Origin of the sequence: Caloranaerobacter longqiensis (genome assembly GCF_050286925.1) — a bacterium.
Taxonomy (GTDB): domain Bacteria; phylum Bacillota; class Clostridia; order Tissierellales; family Thermohalobacteraceae; genus Caloranaerobacter.
Window position 1 is genome coordinate 64,215 of sequence record NZ_JBFWFX010000011.1, and the last position, 20,777, is coordinate 84,991.

The window sequence follows — 20,777 nt, forward strand, 5'->3', positions numbered from 1 at the left end:
TATTTTGCTATCTTGTTAATTATGCCACAATATTTTCTGTCTTTCAATATATAAAGTGATTTTTTAATATTTTATAAGTTCTTTTTAAAAATTTTGTGAAAATCATTTAATTTGTTAGAAAATTTTAAAATGATTTTTATTTCTTATTTTTTAGATAAAAATTCATTAATTTTCACTTTTAGTTTTTTAGCAGACAAGAATGGTTCTTCCGAAGCCATTATGTATGACATAACTGCAATTCCATCAGCTCCTGCAGATAAAACTTTATCTATATTTTCATGATTTATACCACCTAATGCTATTACAGGAATTTTCACATTCATCTTTATTTCTTCAATCATTTTTATGCCTTTTGGTTTTAATCCTTTTTTACATTCCGTTTCAAATATATGACTAGCCAAGATATAACTCGCTCCGTACTTTTCAGAAATTATAGCTTCTTCTAAACTGTGTACAGATACACCTAAAAGTCCTTTAAATTCAATTTTTTCTTTTATAAATCTATCGAAACTTGTATGAAAACCGGCTGCTTTTATATTTTTTGCAATATCTAAATCTCCGTTGACTATTAATGGTATATTATAACTACTAAGGATGTTTTTCAATTTAACTGCAATAGGCAGAAGTTCATTATAAGATAAATCTTTCTCCCTTAATATAACAGCATCTACTCCACCTTTTACTGCATCTTCTATTACTTCATAAAAGCTGTCTTTTTTAATAATTTTCCTATTAGTAATGAGGTAAAGCATTTTAGTCGTCCTCTCTTAAAATATTTATATTTTTACCCTGCATTACTTTGTTTATATTTCTCATAGAACACATTTTTCCACACATTGTACAACTATCTTCATGTTCAGGCATAGATTCCCTTCTATATCTTCTTGCCTTTTCAGGATCAATAGCTAGCTCAAACATTCTTTCCCAATCTAAGCTTTGTCTTGCTTTACTCATTTCATAATCCCACTTTTTTGCACCCTTAATATTTTTTGCTATATCAGCAGCATGTGCAGCAATTTTAGAAGCAATAATACCTTCTTTCATATCTTCTAATGTAGGAAGTCTTAAATGTTCAGCAGGTGTTACATAACATAAAAAGTCTGCACCATTCGCAGCCGCTATAGCTCCTCCTATAGCACTCGTAATATGATCATATCCCGGTGCAATATCTGTTACTATAGGCCCTAACACATAAAAAGGTGCTCCATGACAAAGCTTTTTCTCAAGAATCATATTTGCAGCTATCTCATTTAAAGGCATATGTCCAGGTCCTTCTATCATTACCTGTACATTTCTTTCCCATGCCCTTTTTGTAAGTTCTCCAAGCACTATAAGTTCTTTAATCTGACTTGCATCTGTAGCATCATTTATACTTCCTGGACGACAGGCATCACCAAGACTTATGGTTACATCGTATTTTTCGCATATATCTAAAATTTCATCAAAGTATTCGTAAAATGGATTTTCCTTATTGTTTAGTTCCATCCATGCATATAATAAAGAACCACCTCTTGATACTATATTAGTAAGCCTTTTGTTTCTTTTGAAAACTTCAGCAGTTTCTCTATTTATCCCTGCATGGATTGTCATAAAATCTACACCATCTTGAGCATGTTTTTCTACAACCTTTAAAAATTCTTCTGCTGTTATATCTTTAAGCTCTTTATCATAAAAACCAACTGCATCATATACAGGTACAGTGCCTATCATAGCTGAAGACATATCAATAAGCTTTTTCCTAAACTCTTCAGTTTTTCCATAAGAACTTAAATCCATAATCGCTTCAACCTTCATTTCAAGAGCTGTTTTTACTTTCTTAAGCTCTTCTTCAATATTACAGCAATCTTTTGAAATTCCTAAATTTACATTTATTTTAGTCCTTAAACCCTCTCCTATTCCTTCTGGATCAAGTGAGTTATGGTTTTTGTTAGCAGGTATTACAACCTTACCCTGTGCTATCTTTTCTCTTAAAACTTCAACATCTATTTTTTCTTTTTCTGCAACTAATTCCATTTCCTTAGTAATTATGCCTTTTTTAGCGGCATCCATTTGAGTTGTATAATTCATATCCCATTCTCCTTTACTATATAGTTTTTAGTAATTTTCTTATACTCTCTACTTTTTTAACTATATTCGGCGAACCAACAATTTCAGATATCATAGCAAAACATTTTCCACCGTATTTTTTAACTTCTATAATATTTGACTCTTTTATCCCTCCTATTGCTACATAGGGAATTGGAATGTTTTCTGAAACCCATTTGAGATACTTTAGTCCTTCAGATTTTTCTACATTCTTTTTAGTTGTAGTGTTAAATATAGGTCCTACTCCTATATAATCTGCACCTTTTTTAACCGCTGTTTTAGCTTGTTCAATATTGTGTGTTGACAAGCCTATAATCATATTACCTGCTATTTTTCTGACTTCTTCTATAGGCATATCATCTTGTCCCAAATGAATCCCATCAGCCTCTACAGCAATAGCTATATCTACATCATCATTAACAATAAAAGTTACTCCACTATCTTTTGTTAGTTTTCGAATAGCCTTGCATTCATTATATTTCTCAAGTTTACTTTTTTCTTTTTCTCTATATTGAATAATTTTTATTCCAGCCTTTATCATTTCTTCAACTACCTGAATATTAGTTCTACCTAAAGAAAACTCTTCAGCAGTAATTCCGTATATATCAGTATCGAGGAAATCTTTTTTTAAACCAAATTTTTTCTCCAAATCATAAGACTCATATCTTAATCTCTCATATACTTTTGATTTATCGTAATGCCCTAAAATCTTGAGAGATTCTTCAATACTTCTCAAACCTTCTTGTACTCTTTTAAAATTCGCTTCTACTAAACTTAATAAATCTTCTTTGTTATCGATAGTACTGGATTGTGATATGTTAAATCCCAAATCATTACAGGAATCTCTAAAAGTTATCAGTTTAGAATCTAAAAAACTCTTTCTAACAAGATGACGCATTTCCTTAAGGCTTTTAGACATATTATAGTCTTCTAAAATAAACCGAGATATGTCTTCTAAAACCCTCAATCCTTCAGAAACTCTATTAATATTTGCATCAATCATTCTGTAAATATTCATAAAAGAACACCTCAACATTAATAATCTATGTGCATCCAATCCTTAAATACCGGTTGATATCCCCTTGACAATATAGCTTCTTTCATTTCTATAACACTTCGTTTGTCAGATATTTCAAATTGACTATCACTTTTTGTCTTAGATGAATGGCCACCAACTTCTGTAGATACTCCTGCTGACATTTTAGTAACTCCTAATGGAATTAGATTATCCCTTAATTTCTGATTTTCTCTTGTAGAAATCGTAATGCCTATACGGGGTAGAAAAAGTCTTAAAGATAGCATTATTTGAACTAAATTCTTATCGCTTACTGGATATATATCTTCATATACTCCTATATGAGGCCTTATTCTAGGCAAAGAAACGCTTATTTCTACGTCAGAATATTTATCCTGTAGATATTTTGCATGAAGCCCTGTCATAAAGGCTTCTTTTCTCCAATCATTTAACCCGAGAAGAGCACCTATGTTAACACTTCTCATTCGGGCTTTGCATGCCCTTTCAGGAGCATCTAATCTAAATCTATAATTTTTTTTAGGCCCAGCTATATGGACTTTATCATATATATCTTCATCATATACTTCTTGATAAATAGTAAGTCCATCTACTCCCGCCTTGATAACTTCTCTATATTCATCTTCTTTAAGAGGATATATTTCTATAGAAATAGAATCAAAATATTTCTTTAAAATTTTTACTGCATCAATTATATAAGAAACAGGAGTTTCTTTTCTCGATTCACCTGTTAATATTAGAATATGTCTAAGCCCTGTAGATGAAATCACTTTAGCTTCTTCTTCTATTTCTTCAAAAGTCAATTTTTTTCTTTTAATTTTGTTCTCTATATTAAACCCACAATATGAACATCTATTTATGCAAAAATTAGAAAGATACAACGGTGTATAAAGAAGTATTGTTTTACCGAAATTTTGAATTGTTAATCTGTGTGCTTTTTGTGCCATCTCTTCTAAATGCTTTTCGGCTTCATTTGACAGAAAAGCCAAAAAGTCGTATTCATCTATTTTATCTTTATTTATTATCCTAAATATATCCGCTGATGTTATATTTTCCAAAAATTTATTAAATTCAAAATCCTTATATTTTAAATATTCTCTATAAAAACTCATTATTTCTCACCTTCGTTTAAAAATCCTGTAAGTGGTGAAGAAGCTTCAGCAAATCTTTTTTCAGGACCTAATTTAGAAGTATAAGCCAATCGCCCAGCTTCAACTGCCAATCTGAAAGCCTCTGCCATTTTAACAGGGTCTCCAGCAGTGGCAATAGCTGTGTTAACTAACACTGCTGCTGCACCCATTTCCATAGCTTCAGCTGCATCAGAAGGTTTACCTATACCAGCATCTACAATTACCGGCAAGTCTATTTCATCTATCATAATCTGTATCAATTCCTTGGTCTTAAGCCCTCTATTTGTACCTATAGGTGCTCCTAACGGCATAACTGCTGCTGCCCCAGCTTCAACTAGCCTTTTAGCAGCAATTAAATCTGGACTCATATATGGAAGCACTATAAATCCTTCTTTTGCTAATATTTCAGTAGCCTTTATAGTTTCGTAGTTATCTGGTAGAAGATATTTATTATCTGATATTACTTCTATTTTTATCCAATTTCCACATCCCAGAGCCTTTGCCAATCTTGCTATTCTTACTGCTTCTTCTGCATTTCTTGCACCAGAAGTATTTGGAAGTAAAATGCAGTCTTTAGGTATATACTCGAGAATATTTTCTTCTTTAGAATTTAAATCTACTCTTCTTAATGCCATAGTAATTACCTGTGTTTTGGAACTTTTTATAACATCTGGAATTACTTTTTTGCTTGGAAATTTACCAGTCCCTATAAATAATCTACTTTCTAGCTCGATTCCACCAATAATTAACTTATCCATAATCTATACATCCCTTTCATTCATAATAATTCTTAAAACGGTATTTGCCTGATGATTAGCTGCTATTCCCACTCTTGGTGCCATTAAACCACATCCAACTTTTGCTTCTTTTACCCCATCACCTACCAGATAAAAATTATCTTTAATTTTTCTAGTTACTATTGTATTATTAGAAAAGTAGCCAGCTAATCCAGAAGCAGCTACCACAACTTTTTCCGGCATTTTATTTAGTACTGTATTTACTAATGTTGCTTTAGAGTAAGGATTGTCAAAAGCTTCTACTATAATATCAACTTCTTTAAAAATTTCAGTAATATTGTTTTCATCTAAATACACATTTTTTATATCTACGTTTACAAATGGATTAATTTGAAAAATAATATCCTTCATAGCACATGTCTTATACATACCTATATGTTTTATAAAATACTGCTGCCTATTTAAATTACTAGGTTCAACGACATCAAAATCTACTAAAAGAAGTCTACCTATACCTATTCTCGCCAACGAAATAGCCACATTAGAACCGAGTCCTCCAAGCCCCGCAATACCTATGTATGCCTTTTTTACTTTTTCATGGACTCCAGGAGTATGACGTGCAATTAAAAGAGCTTCCAATTCATCTCTATCGGGAATTTCTCCACGTTTAATCAATGTTAATCTATCATTTTCCTTTAAAACCATATCTTCTTTTATAATAAATCCGTTTAGCACAACTATATCTGCATCTTTTTTAACAATATCTCTAACTTGAAAAGCTGTAGTACCTTCTGCTATATCAAATTTTCTTTCATTCAAAAATATTTTCAAATTAACCTCCTCCTACAAAACTTACTATTTCAACTTTGTCTTCTTTATTTAGTATTCTATCTGTATACTTTTCCTTAGGAACTATTTCAAAATTCACCTCGACAACAACTTTATCTTTATCTAGTTCAAGATTTTTAAGAAGTTCATCTACTGTTATTTCTGTTTCAAAGTTCATTTCTTTTCCATTGACTATCACCTTTCCACCTCCTTTCCGTTATTTTGATGAACTTAAAAGAAAAAGGGAAGCTATCTAACGCTTCCCTCATAACCAAATAAGTCTGTATAAATAAAAATCACAAATTCCTAGAGAATTTGTGATAAATTACAAACACAAACTTCCCTACGATGGCATTACCCACATCAGGTTATGAGGGTCAGAGATAACATCTCTTTCTCAGCCTATCACTATAGGCTCCCCTAGTTGTGCAAATATTCAGTTTTAATTCTACAAAAATTATAACATACGTTTTTCTCGTTTACAACCAATAAAATTATTATTTCATTAATCTACATTATCATTAATATTCAACAAGTCAGTAAGTTTATTACCAAAAACTGATTCAATATAAAGATTTTCTAAGTTCCAAAATTCTTTAAATTCTATATACTCTTTAATCGCTTTTTTATTATAATTAGCTTTTTTTATTGCACGAATCATGATATTTTTAGGAGTATGTTCCATATCTATAAACTCTATCATTTGAGTTGAATATCCTAATATTTCCAATACATTGCTCCTTATACTATCTGTAACCAAAGATGCAAGTCTTTCTTTTATTATCCCATGTTTTAGCATAGGCATCATTATAGGATTTTTAATTTTTGAAAACAGTTCATGCTGGCAACATGGCACAGAAAGTATTATCTTTGCATTCCACATTACAGCTTTACTAAGTGCATCATCAGTAGCAGTATCACAAGCATGCAATGTTACAACCATATCAACTTTTTCAAAACCATTAAATTCTTTTATATCTCCATGTATAAATTTAAGTTTATCATAATTTAAGTCTTTAGCTACATTATTACAAAAATTTATAACATCTTTCTTTAAATCCAGCCCTACTATATTAACATCCAAACCGAGAATATCGACTAGATAATAATAGAGTGCAAAAGTTAAATAAGATTTACCACACCCAAAATCGACTATATTAAAACTTTTTCCTATTTCTACCTTCGATATAACATCTGAAACAATTTCTAAAAATCTATTTATTTGCCTAAATTTATCATATTTTTTTGAATATATTTTACCCTTTTCATTCATTACTCCTAATCTTATTAAAAATGGACATGGTTTTCCCTCTTCTATCAAATAGTTCTTTTTACGATTATGACTTAAATCTACTAAACTCTTTGTTGGTTTTTTCTTAAGTATCTTAACTTTTCCCTTCTTGCTAATTAAAATCTGATAATCGGCTTCTGTTGTAAATAAAACAGCTTGCCTAAAATATGTGTCTATTAATTTCACTATCTCATTTGAAGATTCGTTCAATTTTATATTTTTATGCATAACCTTATTTTTATAATGATATGTAAACTGTATATTAACAGAATTTTTAATCAGTACCGGCTTTATCGTAACCTTTGAAAAATTCTGTTCATCTTTAACTTTGACTTTACTCAAAACTCCATATATTAAACTATTTTTATCAATAATATCATGAAGTAATTTTCGAATTTCATCCATCTACATATCTCTCCTTTAGTTTACGTGCAAGTTTAGTTATCCTATATCATTATAACAAACTTAAAACAAATTATAAGTTTTTTTTTATAATCCATAGGAAATTATTAGACTACTTTAAATTGTGGATAAATTCAAATATAATTTCCGTCTATGGATATGGGCAAAATCTTCCTTAATTTATTAAATCGAAGATTTTGTTCTTTTAAAAATTAGAACCTTTAACATTATTTATATAACATAATCATAACTATTATTACTTAAACTATTTGTAAATAAAAATATAGGTGATAATATGAAGAGAAAGTTTTTGATTTTATATATTTTAATAAGTTTATTTTTAACTTCTATACCTGCTTCTGCACAACAAACAATCTATACAGTAAAACCTGGAGACAGTATGTGGAAAATAGCTGTTAAGTTCGAAGTTGGACTTAGTGAACTTATTTCAGCAAATCCACAAATAAAAAATCCTAATTTAATATATCCAGGACAAAAACTTAAAATACCAGACATAAGTGATGTTAAAGCACTTGAAAATGAAGTTATTAGGCTAGTTAATATAGAAAGGTCAAAAAGAGGTTTACAACCTCTTAAAGCAAACTGGCAGCTTTCAAGAGTTGCAAGATTTAAATCACAAGATATGATAAACAAAAACTATTTTGGACACTATTCTCCAACTTATGGTTCTCCTTTTAAAATGATGGAGGATTTTGGCTTAAGATTTACTGCAGCAGGTGAAAATATAGCTAAAGGGCAGAGAACTCCAAAACAGGTTATGAACAGTTGGATGAATTCAGAAGGTCATAGAAATAATATACTAAGTCCAATATACAACGAAATAGGTGTAGGTGTAGCAAAAGATAAATACGGAAGATACTATTGGACTCAAATGTTTATGAAAGCAATTAGAAAATAAGTCAAGGGTTTTTACCCTTGACTTATAAAATTCCTTTGATAACTCTTTTAGCATTTTTAAAAAATATCTTCTCTATTCCCTCAGATCAAAAACCATTTTTCTCTAAGGCATATAACAACTTATTCATTTCTCCAATATTACAAATCTCAAGCTTTTTAATGGCATAATATTTGTTTTTTCCAATATCTCTTTTCACCTCAATCAATGTGTCATAGTACCATAGGGACTTTTTTCTATTCTCCTATAATCTTTACTAAAACTCTTTTTCTCCTTTTTCCATCAAACTCTCCATAAAATATTTGCTCCCAAGGACCAAAATCTAATTTTCCATCTGTTATAGCTACAACAACCTCTCTTCCCATAATTGTCCTTTTCAAATGTGCATCTGCATTATCTTCAAATCCATTATGGTCATATTGATCATAAGGCTTTTCTGGAGCTAGTTTTTCTAAAAAGCGTTCAAAGTCTCTATGTAATCCTGGTTCATCATCATTAATAAAGACACTTGATGTAATATGCATAGCATTGCACAAAAGTAATCCTTCTTTAATACCACTCTCTCTTAAACATTCTTCAATTTGAGGAGTAATGTTTATAAAAGCTCTTCTAGTTTCAGTTTTAAACCATAATTCTTTTCTATAGGTTTTCAAAATATCCACCTCCTGTAATTTTGTTAAGTTTCCAAATTCAAATTTAAAATAATACCTATATATCTTTTTCATATACTCTATTCATGCTAATTTTCCTGCATCAACACATGCAATAACTGCTATATTAATAGTATCATATCATTTCACCAGAATCTAAGATTTTCTTTTTATATAAAGTTTTAATATCTATATTCATTTTTTATTTTGTAATATTTTCCATAAAATTTATCCAAATTGATATTTTCTATTGATATACTTTCTTTATCTCTTCTATTTCAATTTAATCATCTTCTTAAATTTTTCCTTCTAAATATCTCCCACCTGGCGCACATATAAAAAGCACTACAGACCATATGGTCTGTAGTGCTTTTTACTTAACATCCAAATTATATTTTTTAAATACCGCTTTCACTTCTTCAATCTTCTCCTTTGTTGGAGGCTCTGTATCCTTTAATTTATATTCATATCCAAGCTCTTCCCATTTATATTCTCCCATTTTATGAAATGGCAATATTTCTACTCTTTCTACATTCTTTAAGGATGATAGAAACTTAGCCAATTCTTCAATATCTTTTATATCATCGGTTAAACCAGGTACTAATACATATCTTACCCACATTGGCTTATTGATTTCAGATAAATATTTCGCAAATTCTATTGTGGGTTTTAAAGCTATTCCTGTCAAATTCTTGTATTTTATTGCGTCAAAAGATTTTATATCAAGTAAAACTAAATCTGTATAGTCAATAACTTCTTTAGCCTTTTCTATACTTACACATCCAGAGGTGTCTAGGGCAGTGTGAATTCCTTCTTCTTTGCATCGTTTAAACAATTCTTTAATAAAATCAGACTGTATTAAAGGCTCCCCACCACTAGCTGTTATCCCACCACCTGAAAACTTCATAAAGGATTTATATTTAACAATTTCATTCATAATTTCATCTACTGTAACCTCTTCTCCATCCTCAAATTTCCAGGTGTCTGGATTATGACAATACTGGCATCTTAAGGGACAACCTTGGGTAAAAATCACAAAGCGAAGTCCAGGACCATCTAAAGTTCCACAAGTTTCAATTGAGTGAATCTTACCTTTCACATTCATTTTAAACACCACTTTAATTTTTTAATTCTAGAAACGCTCATGGAAAGTTCTCTTAATTACATCTAATTGCTGCTCTCTTGTAAGTTTTATGAAGTTTACAGCATATCCTGAAACACGAATTGTTAATTGTGGATACTTTTCTGGATGTTCCATAGCATCTAATAATGTTTCTTTATCAAGGACATTAACATTTATATGATGTCCTGTATCATGGAAATACCCATCTAGTATTCCAACAAGATTGTTTATTCTTTCCTCTTTATCCTTACCAAGTGCCTTTGGAACGATAGAAAATGTATATGAAATCCCGTCTTCTGCATGCTCGTAAGGAAGTTTTGCAACAGATGCCATTGAAGCTATTGCTCCTCTTTTATCTCTACCATGCATTGGATTTGCCCCTGGCGCAAATGGTTCTCCAGCCTTTCTTCCATCTGGAGTGCTACCAGTCTTTTTACCATATACCACGTTAGAAGTAATAGTTAATATAGAAAGTGTTGGTATAGAATCTCTATAAGTTTTATGCTTACGTAATTTATTCATAAAGTTCTTAACTATCTCTACTGCTATTTCATCAACTCTATCGTCGTTATTACCAAAGGAAGGATATTCACCTTCTACTTCATAATCTACTGCTAATCCTTCTTCGTTTCTAATAACTTTAACCTTAGCATACTTTATAGCTGATAAAGAGTCTACCACAACTGAAAGCCCTGCTATACCACAAGCTGAAGTTCTTAATACATCCTTATCATGTAAAGCCATTTGTAATCTTTCATAGGCATATTTGTCATGCATATAATGGATTATGTTTAATGTATTTATATAAAGCTGTGCTAACCAGTCCATTACTTGGTCAAACTTTCTCATTACTTCATCGTAATCAAGGTATTCTGATGTTATTGGTGCAAATTCTGGTCCTACTTGTACTCCAGTTTTTTCATCTTTCCCACCATTTATAGCATAGAGAAGAGCCTTTGCCAGATTAGCACGAGCACCAAAGAACTGCATTTGTTTACCAATCTTCATAGCTGATACACAGCAAGCTATGCCGTAATCATCACCATACCATTGTCTCATAAGGTCATCATTTTCATATTGTATTGAACTTGTGTCTATTGATACCTTTGCACAATATTTTTTAAAGTTTTCTGGCAATCTTGTTGACCATAAAACTGTCAAGTTTGGCTCTGGAGCTGGTCCTAAATTATATAAGGTGTGTAATATACGATAACTTGTTTTAGTAACCAAAGTTCTTCCATCTATACTCATACCGCCTATGGCTTCAGTTACCCAAGTTGGGTCTCCAGAAAATAATTGGTTATATTCTGGCGTTCTAAGGAAACGAACCATACGCAATTTCATTACAAAATGATCTATTAATTCTTGAGCTTCTTCTTCAGTTAATACGCCGTTTTTTATATCTCTTTCAATATATATGTCAAAGAATGTAGATACACGGCCTAAAGACATTGCTGCTCCGTCTTGTTCTTTAATAGCTCCAAGATAAGCAAAGTAAGTCCATTGCACCGCTTCTTTAGCGTTTGCTGCAGGTCTGGAAATATCATAACCATAGGATTTAGCCATTTCCTTCAGCTCATGTAAAGCCTTTATTTGTTCTGCAATTTCTTCTCTAATTTGAACAACATGAGGCTCCATATAATCCATTTCTAACTGTTTCTTTTCTTCTTCTTTACCTTCAATTAATCTGTCGACGCCGTATAATGCTACCCTTCTGTAATCGCCAATAATTCTTCCACGCCCATAGGCATCAGGAAGTCCTGTAATAACCCCTGATCTTCTTGCTCTTCTCATTTCATCGGTATAAGCATCAAATACCCCATCGTTATGGGTTTTTCTATACTTTAAGAATATTTCTTCCGTTTCTTTATCTAATTCATATCCATAGGACTCTAAAGCCTTTTTAACAACCCTTAATCCCCCAAAGGGCATAATTCCTCTTTTAAGAGGTTTATCAGTTTGCAGTCCTACTATTTGTTCTAATTCTTTATCTATATATCCTGGTGCATGGGCAGTTATAGTTGAAACCTTTTTAGTTTCAACATCTAAAATTCCCTTTTTTCTTTCTTCCTTCATTAATTCCAATACTTTATTCCAAAGTTTTTTAGTTCTTTCAGTTGGCCCTGCTAAAAAGCTTTCATCCCCTTCATAAGGTTTATAATTTTTTTGGATAAAATCTCTTACATCAATTTCCTTCATCCATCTACCTTTTTCAAAACCTTGCCATTCTTTCATTTAATCGACACATCCTTTCATGTATTTATATAAAATTCTAAATATATAATAACCTTCATGTTTATACTATATTCTATCTTGATTTTTGTTTTTTGTTTTGTATACTGTATACATAACTTCTTAATATAATTATAATTTTTAATGATAAATAAATCAAGGAAATATATTTATATGGTTTGTCGAGATGAAGAATAACAAGGGTCAGGCTTTTATAATTTTATAACTTTTTCAATCTTTTCAATAGTCTACTTCAGCTTTTCATGATTACTCTGTTCACTTAAAATATTTGACACTGTTGGTTCTGATAGATTTAACCTTTGTCCTAGCTCTTTGTTACTGATATCACTATATCTTTTACTTAATATAATTATCACTTATCTACATTCAACCAATCTTTTTGTTTTTTTGCTTTTTCCTTAATTCTTTCTCATCTATCTCTAAAACTCTAAAACATTACATGTTTTTTGAATGATTTCTTCTGACCGCAATACCTATGTACGCTTGAAAAAATTTAGTTTTTTTAATCTAATACATTTCAGTGTACCAAAATGCTTATTTAACAAAACATGATAAAATTTCAACTGTTGACAATAATATGAAAAAAAGATATAATGAGTGTATTAATACTAATAGTACACTTATTACACATGTAAGGAGGTGCAAAATGTTTCAAATAGACTTAAAAAATCGAAAACCAATATATGAACAACTTGTAGAAAAATTTAAAGAATTAATAATAAACGATGTACTAAAAGCTGATGAAAAGATTCCATCTGTAAGAGATTTAGCAAAACAGCTCACTATAAATCCAAATACTATTCAAAAAGCATACAGAGAACTAGAAAGACAAGGATATATATATTCTGTTCGAGGAAGAGGAAGTTTTGTATCAAAGAAAATAGAGAAGGTGGATAAAGAAAAGATGGAAAGATTAAAAAATGAAATAATAAAAAATTTATCAGAATTAATATATTTAGGTTGTGAAAAGGAAGAATTAATCAAATTATTAGAAGAAACCTATGATAGAGTGAAAGGAGGAGAAAATAATGATTAGAGTAAAAAATTTAGATAAATATTTCGGTAATTTTAAAGCTTTAGATAATGTAAATTTAAATGTTCCAAAAGGTTCTATATATGGTTTAGTTGGTCCTAACGGTGCTGGTAAAACCACATTGATAAAGCATTTAACAGGCATATATAAACAAGATAAAGGAGATGTAGAAATATTAGGAGAAAAAGTATATGAAAATATAAATATCAAATCAAAAATAGGTTATATCCCTGATGACTTATATTTCTTTCCTCAATATACGATTAAAAACATGGCATCATATTATAAAAGAATATATCCTAATTGGAATGAAGAGAGATATGAAAAATTAAAAAAAGTATTTGAAATAGATGAAAACAAAAAAATAAACAAGCTTTCAAAGGGAATGCAAAAACAAGTACTTTTCTGGCTTACTCTATCAATTATGCCAGAAGTAATGATACTCGATGAACCTATAGACGGACTCGATCCCTTAATGAGAAGAAAGGTATGGAATTTAATAGTCGAAGATGTAGCCGAAAGAGAAACAACTGTACTTATATCGTCCCATAACTTAAAAGAATTAGAAAACATATGTGATCATATAGGTATTATGCATAAAGGTAAAATGCTTATAGAAAGTAACTTAGATGATTTAAAATCTGATGTCCATAAAATTCAAATAGCATATAAAAATGATTTTCCAACTAATCTAAATAAAGAACTAAGAATACTTCATAAAGAAAAACGTGGAAGCATACATTTATTAATCGTAAAAGGTAATAGAGAAAAGGTAGTATCAATCTTTAACAAATATAATCCTATTATATTAGACATACTACCACTTTCCCTTGAAGAAGTATTTATATATGAGTTAGGATGTGCAGGTTATGAAATCACAAACATCATATTTTAATAAAACTATCATAAGAGAAGATTTGAGAAGACTTTGGGGAATAGGAACATTATACTTTTTAGCTTTAATATTTACTGGTCCAATAGTCTTTTTAATCAATGTAAAAAACGCAAATACAATTAATTCTTACTTTGAAACATATATCAGCATAAATGAACATATTTTTCAAATAATATTTGCCATAGTTTTCCCATTAATACTCGGAACTATTATTTTCAGGTATATGCAACTTAAAAATTCAACAGGTATGATGCATTCTTTTCCATTTACAAGAAACATGCTATTTAATAGCCATGTATTAGCTAGTTCAATCATATTGTTTATGCCAATTTTTGTAAATTTTATAATTATGTTTTTAATTTATAATGGAATATACACAGGAGCAAATATAACCGCTGGTGATATATATAAATGGCTGTTTACTACACTAATTTTAAATTACACCGTACTTCTTATGACAGTATTTACAGGCATGATAAGTGGTGTCTCTTTTATTCAAGCCATATTATCTTTAATATTTTTATTTTTACCTCTAGGATTAACAGGTTTGATAATGCTAACTCTAGATATAATGTTGTTTGGCTATGCTGCAAATGATACAATTATTGAAAATTTTGCTTTAAAAGTAATACCTATAACTGGAGGTTTATACGGAGAAAAAATAAATCCTTTATTGATAATATGGTATATAGCGTTATTGGTTATTTTGTTTTTAGTTTCAAAATTCTTATATCATAAAAGAAATTTAGAAAGTGCCGGAGATAGTATCGTATTTGATATATTAAAACCTATATTCAAATATGGTGTTACGTTTTGCAGTATGATTTTAGGAGGATTATATTTTTCATTTGCAGTTACAAAAAATCATTTTTGGCTATATTTTGGATTTTTTATAGGAGCATTATTCGGCTACATCATAGCAGAAATGATAATAAGAAAGTCTATATGGGTATTTAATAGGCTATATGGTTTTATTCCTTTTGTAATAGCTGCCGGTTTATTTTTTACAATTATTGATTTAGATTTAATAGGATATGAGAAAAAATTACCTAATTTAGACGAAATAGAAGGTGCATATTTCGGAAGTTATGTAAATGAAAAGAGTTTAAAAGAAGATAATTTACTGATTCGCAATAAAAATAATATTATTTATATATTAAAACTACATGAAACGATAATAAATAATAAATCTGAAATAGAAAATATACCATCAGAAAACCGAAATAGGCAAATTGCTATAGGATACAAATTGAAAAATGGAAGTATTTTAATGAGAGAATACTCTGTACCTCAAAAGATGGTTGATAATAATCCGTATATAAAGAAAATATACGAATTAAAAGAATATAAAATAATTAATAATAGTATATTTAGGATAGATCCGAATAAAATACAAATCATAAAAATCAATCCGATGTATTCAAATGAAATCGTTACAATTTCTAACAAAAATGAAATAAAAGAATTTATAGAAGCTGTAAAAGCAGATATTTTGGAAGAATCTTATGAGGAAATGACTGCAAAACAAGAGCCTTGGGCATATATTGATGTTGAATATATAGATAATGTTAAACCGCACGAGTCAATGATAGTGCCGGAATGGAAAAAATCGTATAAGAACTTGGAAAACTGGCTAAAACAAAAAGGATATTACGAAAAAGCAAGAATAACACCTAATGACATTAAATACGCAATAGTAAAAAATATAAAAGAAGTAGAAAACATTGATAATATATATGATTTTGAATCTATAAAGGGTAAAAAAATAGAAATTAAAGATAAAGAAAAAATAGAGAAACTATTAAGGACTTGCAGAAATTTTTCTTTAAACAATAAACAATATGCTGTAGTATTTTACTTAAAAGATTCTAATAAAATAACTGGTTGGTATTCTGATGAAAATGTACCAGATTTCATTAAAAACAGCTTATAATACACGAAAAAACATCTGCCCCACTAAATAAGGGCAGATGTTTTTTTATTTCATTTTACGTTCAAATGGCCAAGCCAATATTCCGCCATCCATAAATTTCACATTTTTAAATCCTTTTTCTTCTAAAATTTTCTGTGCTTCATATCCTCTTAAACTTATTTTACAAAATGCTATTATTTCCTTATCCTTAGGTAATTCACCGTATTTTTCTCTTAATGCACCTAATGGTATGTATCTTACATTTTCATATGGTAAAGACATCATTTCAATTTCTTTAGGTGAACGAACATCTAATAAGATAAAATCTTCTCCATTATCTAGTTTTTTCTTAACATCAATTGCAGAAATAGACTTTGCAATTTCATCTATTTTATTACGCATTATATTTGCAGCTACTATTAAGTTTTCCATAGCTGGTGAGAATGGTGGAGCATATGCAAAATCCATGTTTGCTAAATCAGATGCAGTAATTCCATAGTAAAGTCCTACACTTATCATATTTATACGTTTAGCCACATCACCATACCCTACTATTTGTGCTCCAATTATCTTTCCTGTTGGTCTTTCTCCAATTAATTTAATAAAAATTGGCTTACCTGTTGGATAAAAATGTGCTTTATCTGGTGCAGGTGCTAAAACTGTAACTATATCTCTATTTTCTTTTCTTGCCATTTCCTCTGTCATTCCCACAGAAGCAACATTGAAATCAAAAACTTTACATATACTTGTTCCTACTGTTCCAGGGAATTTTTCTTTTTTTCCATAAATATTATTGGCTATAATTCTACCATGAATGTTGGCTATATCTCCTAATGGTGTATATAATCTTCTATTATAAATTATATTTTCATTATCTACACAGTCCCCACCTGCATATATATCAGGGTCGCTTGTTTGAAGATACTCATTTACTTTTATCGCTCTGTTTTCACTAATTTCTAATCCTGCTTCTTCTGCAAGTTTTATATTAGGTCTCACACCAACTGAAATTAATACCAATTGAGCATCAAGTTTCCCTTTATCAGTAACTACAGACTTAACATTTCCCTCATTATCCCCTTCTAATTCTAATACTTTTGTACTAGTCAATACATCTACTTTATTCTTTTTCATGTCTCTTATTAATAACATAGACATTTCAGTATCCAACATTTTAGGAAGCACTTTATCCATCATTTCTACTACTGTTACTTTAACACCTTGTTTAGTTAAAGCCTCTGCAACCTCTAAACCTATTAATCCTCCACCAACTATTACCGCATCTTTAACTTTGCCACTATCTAATAAACTTTTAATTTTTTCTGCATCATAAGGATGATATAGTTTAAATACATTATTTAAATCAATTCCTTTTATTGGTGGTACATTAGGTATAGAACCAACCGCTAAGACAAGTTTATCATAAGGTATCTCTTGTTTTTCATTTGTTTTTAAATTAGTTACTATAACCTTTTTCTCTTTTCTATCTATCTTTTCTGCTAAAGTATTATTTAGTACATTAATATTCTTAACTTTTTTAAAAAATTGAGGGTCTCTAGGTACTCCAACAGGAGTTGACCATAATTCTTCTAACTCTTTAACTTCTCCTGATAAATAATATGGCATACCACAGCCACCATAAGAAATAACATCACTTTTTTCAATTAATGTAATTTCAGCTTCAGGATCTAATCTTCTTAACCTAGCAGCAGCTTTCGGTCCGCATGCTACTCCACCGATAATAACGTATTTTTTAGACATAAACACCCTCCTCGAAAAGTTCTTTTTGTTATTTGTCAGACTTAAAATTAAAATATAATTCTAAAAAATGTTATTGGCATTTGACAATTATATTTTACCCTTACAGTTTTACATATGTCAAATTTTATTATTAATTATACCCTTTTAACTATTATATTACCTTACAAAATAAAGTTATTATTAAAAGGGGATAAAACTATCCCCTTTCAACAGTTTACTCTTCTATTTTTTTCCAAAACGAATATTTCATCAATGTGAGTACCAACAATATGAATACAATCAATGCACCATATTTGCCTAATACACCATTGCCGAATGCAATTACATCTCCAAGACTTTTATCCTTTACTGGTATCACAGCAAATATAGCCAATAAAATACCTAATAAACCTTCTCCTGCAATTAATCCTGATGAATATAGTACACCACTCTCAATCTTTTCTTTTATAACTGCTTCTGCTTCTTTTCTCTTTTCTAATATTCCTCTCAATAAACCACCAACCATAATTGGTGTACTTAAGTGTATAGGTAAGTATAAACCAACTGCAACTGGCAATACTGGAATACCCATTAGTTCTATAACTACACCAATGCCTACACCTGTAAATACAAGTGCCCATGGTAAGTTGCCTTGCATAACACCTTCAACAACCAATCTCATTAATGTAGCTTGTGGAGCTGGTAGTTCAGATGAACCAAATCCCCAAGCATTATTCAATAACATTAGAATAAAACCAATTACTAAACCTGAAGCGATAACACCAATAAGTTCACCGTATTGTTGTTTCCTAGGAGTTGCACCTACTAAGAAACCAGTTTTTAAGTCCTGAGATGTATCACCTGCCATTGCTGCAACTATACAAATTACAGCACCAACAGAAAGTGCCCCTATCATTCCTGCAGGTCCATCAAAACCTATAGCTTTAAATATAATAGATGTAATCAATAATGTAGCAATTGTCATACCGGATACTGGATTTGATGAGCTACCAACTAATCCTACTAGTCTCGATGAAACTGTCGCAAAGAAGAAGCCAAATATTGCTATTAATATTGCACCCATAACACCTACTGGTATAATATCTGTAAATATCATTATTAGTATTAATACAATTACTCCTACAACAACTAGTTTCATAGACATATCTTGGTCAGTTCTTAAGTTGCTTTTATTTTCAAAACCTGCTTTAAATCCACCAAGAGCTTCTTTAAATGTTCTAACTATAAGTGGTAAAGACTTAATCAAGCTAATAATACCACCAAATGCAACGGCTCCTGCACCTACATAACGGATATAGTAGTTCCAAATCCCCCAATATCCTAATTCCTTAATTGGTACAGGTGCTGGATATATAGGTGCTGTTATAAATTCACCAAGATGTGAGATCAAAGGTATTATGGCTAACCAACCTAGAACAGCACCGCCTAGCATATAAGCAGAAATTCTAGGCCCTATAATAAAACCAACACCTAATAACGCAGGTAGTACATCTCCACCTATTGCCGCTCCTTTATACCCTGTTATTTCCCATTCAATTTCACTTGGGAACAACTTAATTCCATCAGCTATAAACTTATAAAGAGCACCAATTCCCAATCCCATAAATACTGTTTTTGCTTTAGAGCCCCCAACTTCTCCTGCTACAAGAACCTCAGCACAAGCAGTTCCTTCAGGATATGGAAGTTTACCATGCTCATTAACAATAAGTGCTTTTCTTAAAGGAACCATTAATAGTACGCCTAATATACCGCCTATAAGTGATATAACTATTATTCTGAATAAATTTGGAGCATCCATTCCTAATTCCTGAGACCAAATGAAAAGCGCTGGTAGTGTAAATATAGCACCTGCTGCAAGTGATTCACCGGCTGATCCTATAGTTTGAACCATATTGTTTTCAAGTATTGATTCTTTTTTCATTATACCTCTTATGATGCCCATTGAAATAACCGCTGCTGGTATTGATGCACTAATAGTCATACCCACTCTTAATCCTAAATAAGCATTTGCTGCACCAAATATAATAGCCATAAGAAAACCTATAATGATTGCTGTAGCAGTAAATTCAGGCATCACTTTGTTGGCAGGTATAAACGGAACATACTCTTCTCCTGCCTTTGGATTATAAGCAGCGTCTGACAAACTTCTTTTTACTTCTGACATCAATCTTTCCCCCTTTTATATAATTTTTTTAAATAAGCTAATTCCTCACTCCTTTCATATTTTGTTATTCTCATAAAACCCCCCAATTAAAAAATCTTTAGAAATTGTAAAACTTTACCACTACCACTTGACTTTTGGAATTTTTAGAACATTTTTAATTATTACTATTAAAAATATATTTCATATTTCTCATAAAATTCCTTTTTGAATTATTTTTTTTAATATTTTTTTGAAAAAATAACGCCTATCTATACGATAGGCGTCAAACATTATTTTCTATTCTTAATTTCATCCAATATTCTATTAAGGAATTCTTCGATATCAAATGTTCCTATATCTCCTTCACCTCTTGCTCTTACAGAAACTGTTTTATTTTCTGCTTCTTTTTCCCCAACAATAAGCATATAAGGAACTTTATTAAGTTGTGCTTCTCTAATTTTATATCCTATTTTTTCTGCTCTTGTATCAACTTCAACTCTTATATCTTTTTCTTCTAATACTTTCTTAATTTCAAATGCATATTCGTTAAACTTATCAGAAATAGGTAATATACTTACTTGTACA

General features: G+C 30.3%; 19 protein-coding genes and 1 riboswitch. Of the genes, 4 read left to right on the forward strand and 15 right to left on the reverse strand.

All coding sequences use genetic code 11. From position 1 onward, the window contains the following. Positions 1 to 143 precede the first annotated feature (143 nt). The 8 genes from AB4Y15_RS09835 to AB4Y15_RS09870 all read right to left on the reverse strand — a co-directional run bounded on the left by AB4Y15_RS09835 (position 144) and on the right by AB4Y15_RS09870 (position 7,509). The gene (locus AB4Y15_RS09835; RefSeq protein WP_427340154.1) at positions 144 to 752 is read right to left on the reverse strand and encodes a thiamine phosphate synthase; all 609 of its coding nucleotides are present in this window, start codon (positions 750 to 752) and stop codon (positions 144 to 146) included. Between the two features lies 1 nt (position 753). Further along, entirely contained in the window at positions 754 to 2,067 is a 1,314-nt protein-coding gene (gene thiC / locus AB4Y15_RS09840; RefSeq protein WP_427340155.1) for a phosphomethylpyrimidine synthase ThiC, read from the reverse strand. Between the two features lie 16 nt (positions 2,068 to 2,083). Continuing rightward, on the reverse strand, positions 2,084 to 3,103 hold the full coding sequence (gene thiE, locus AB4Y15_RS09845; protein WP_427340156.1) for a thiamine phosphate synthase: 1,020 nt from the start codon (positions 3,101 to 3,103) through the stop codon (positions 2,084 to 2,086). A 17-nt stretch (positions 3,104 to 3,120) separates the two neighbouring features. Next, positions 3,121 to 4,230: a 2-iminoacetate synthase ThiH gene (gene thiH / locus AB4Y15_RS09850; protein WP_427340157.1), complete on the reverse strand. Its 1,110-nt coding sequence runs from the start codon at positions 4,228 to 4,230 to the stop codon at positions 3,121 to 3,123. Continuing rightward, positions 4,230 to 5,006, reverse strand: a complete 777-nt coding sequence (locus tag AB4Y15_RS09855) for a thiazole synthase (protein WP_427340158.1) — start codon at positions 5,004 to 5,006, stop codon at positions 4,230 to 4,232. The genes thiH and AB4Y15_RS09855 overlap by 1 nt, the downstream gene beginning before the upstream one ends. 3 nt (positions 5,007 to 5,009) lie before the next feature. Further along, positions 5,010 to 5,816: a sulfur carrier protein ThiS adenylyltransferase ThiF gene (gene thiF, locus AB4Y15_RS09860; RefSeq protein WP_427340160.1), complete on the reverse strand. Its 807-nt coding sequence runs from the start codon at positions 5,814 to 5,816 to the stop codon at positions 5,010 to 5,012. Position 5,817: 1 nt separating this feature from the next. Continuing rightward, positions 5,818 to 6,012 carry a sulfur carrier protein ThiS gene (gene thiS, locus AB4Y15_RS09865; RefSeq protein ID WP_427340161.1) on the reverse strand — a complete coding sequence of 65 codons (195 nt, stop codon included), beginning with the start codon at positions 6,010 to 6,012 and terminating at the stop codon, positions 5,818 to 5,820. A 124-nt stretch (positions 6,013 to 6,136) separates the two neighbouring features. Then, a riboswitch (TPP riboswitch) is annotated at positions 6,137 to 6,245 on the reverse strand. A 73-nt stretch (positions 6,246 to 6,318) separates the two neighbouring features. Next, positions 6,319 to 7,509: a class I SAM-dependent methyltransferase gene (locus tag AB4Y15_RS09870; RefSeq protein WP_427340162.1), complete on the reverse strand. Its 1,191-nt coding sequence runs from the start codon at positions 7,507 to 7,509 to the stop codon at positions 6,319 to 6,321. A 292-nt stretch (positions 7,510 to 7,801) separates the two neighbouring features. Here AB4Y15_RS09870 and safA point away from each other — a divergent pair, with 292 nt between their 5' ends. Beyond that, on the forward strand, positions 7,802 to 8,425 hold the full coding sequence (gene safA, locus AB4Y15_RS09875; RefSeq protein ID WP_427340163.1) for a SafA/ExsA family spore coat assembly protein: 624 nt from the start codon (positions 7,802 to 7,804) through the stop codon (positions 8,423 to 8,425). A gap of 233 nt (positions 8,426 to 8,658) precedes the next feature. Here safA and AB4Y15_RS09880 read toward each other — a convergent pair whose 3' ends face one another. From AB4Y15_RS09880 to AB4Y15_RS09895, 4 genes are all read right to left on the reverse strand, one after another. Then, positions 8,659 to 9,075, reverse strand: coding sequence for a secondary thiamine-phosphate synthase enzyme YjbQ (locus AB4Y15_RS09880; protein WP_427340164.1), 417 nt, complete (start codon positions 9,073 to 9,075; stop codon positions 8,659 to 8,661). A gap of 370 nt (positions 9,076 to 9,445) precedes the next feature. After that, entirely contained in the window at positions 9,446 to 10,177 is a 732-nt protein-coding gene (gene pflA, locus AB4Y15_RS09885; RefSeq protein ID WP_427340165.1) for a pyruvate formate-lyase-activating protein, read from the reverse strand. Positions 10,178 to 10,204: 27 nt separating this feature from the next. Next, positions 10,205 to 12,430: a formate C-acetyltransferase gene (pflB, locus tag AB4Y15_RS09890; protein WP_427340166.1), complete on the reverse strand. Its 2,226-nt coding sequence runs from the start codon at positions 12,428 to 12,430 to the stop codon at positions 10,205 to 10,207. A 245-nt stretch (positions 12,431 to 12,675) separates the two neighbouring features. Then, the gene (locus tag AB4Y15_RS09895) at positions 12,676 to 12,804 is read right to left on the reverse strand and encodes a winged helix-turn-helix transcriptional regulator (protein ID WP_427340168.1); all 129 of its coding nucleotides are present in this window, start codon (positions 12,802 to 12,804) and stop codon (positions 12,676 to 12,678) included. Between the two features lie 290 nt (positions 12,805 to 13,094). On the opposite strand from AB4Y15_RS09895, the gene AB4Y15_RS09900 reads away from it, so the two are divergent. Genes AB4Y15_RS09900 through AB4Y15_RS09910 form a run of 3 tightly spaced genes read left to right on the forward strand, consistent with a single transcriptional unit; the run spans position 13,095 to position 16,309 of the window. Then, entirely contained in the window at positions 13,095 to 13,484 is a 390-nt protein-coding gene (locus AB4Y15_RS09900) for a GntR family transcriptional regulator (RefSeq protein ID WP_427340169.1), read from the forward strand. Continuing rightward, the gene (locus AB4Y15_RS09905) at positions 13,477 to 14,376 is read left to right on the forward strand and encodes an ABC transporter ATP-binding protein (RefSeq protein ID WP_427340170.1); all 900 of its coding nucleotides are present in this window, start codon (positions 13,477 to 13,479) and stop codon (positions 14,374 to 14,376) included. The genes AB4Y15_RS09900 and AB4Y15_RS09905 overlap by 8 nt, the downstream gene beginning before the upstream one ends. Next, the gene (locus tag AB4Y15_RS09910; RefSeq protein ID WP_427340171.1) at positions 14,351 to 16,309 is read left to right on the forward strand and encodes a hypothetical protein; all 1,959 of its coding nucleotides are present in this window, start codon (positions 14,351 to 14,353) and stop codon (positions 16,307 to 16,309) included. The genes AB4Y15_RS09905 and AB4Y15_RS09910 overlap by 26 nt, the downstream gene beginning before the upstream one ends. A gap of 45 nt (positions 16,310 to 16,354) precedes the next feature. Here AB4Y15_RS09910 and AB4Y15_RS09915 read toward each other — a convergent pair whose 3' ends face one another. From AB4Y15_RS09915 to AB4Y15_RS09925, 3 genes are all read right to left on the reverse strand, one after another. Continuing rightward, positions 16,355 to 18,049, reverse strand: coding sequence for an FAD-dependent oxidoreductase (locus AB4Y15_RS09915; RefSeq protein WP_427340172.1), 1,695 nt, complete (start codon positions 18,047 to 18,049; stop codon positions 16,355 to 16,357). A 214-nt stretch (positions 18,050 to 18,263) separates the two neighbouring features. Beyond that, complete coding sequence (locus AB4Y15_RS09920; protein ID WP_427340174.1) at positions 18,264 to 20,213, reverse strand: OPT family oligopeptide transporter; 1,950 nt, start codon at positions 20,211 to 20,213, stop codon at positions 18,264 to 18,266. 269 nt (positions 20,214 to 20,482) lie between these two features. Then, a partial coding sequence (locus tag AB4Y15_RS09925; RefSeq protein WP_427340175.1) for a His/Gly/Thr/Pro-type tRNA ligase C-terminal domain-containing protein occupies positions 20,483 to 20,777 on the reverse strand: 295 nt, incomplete at its 5' end.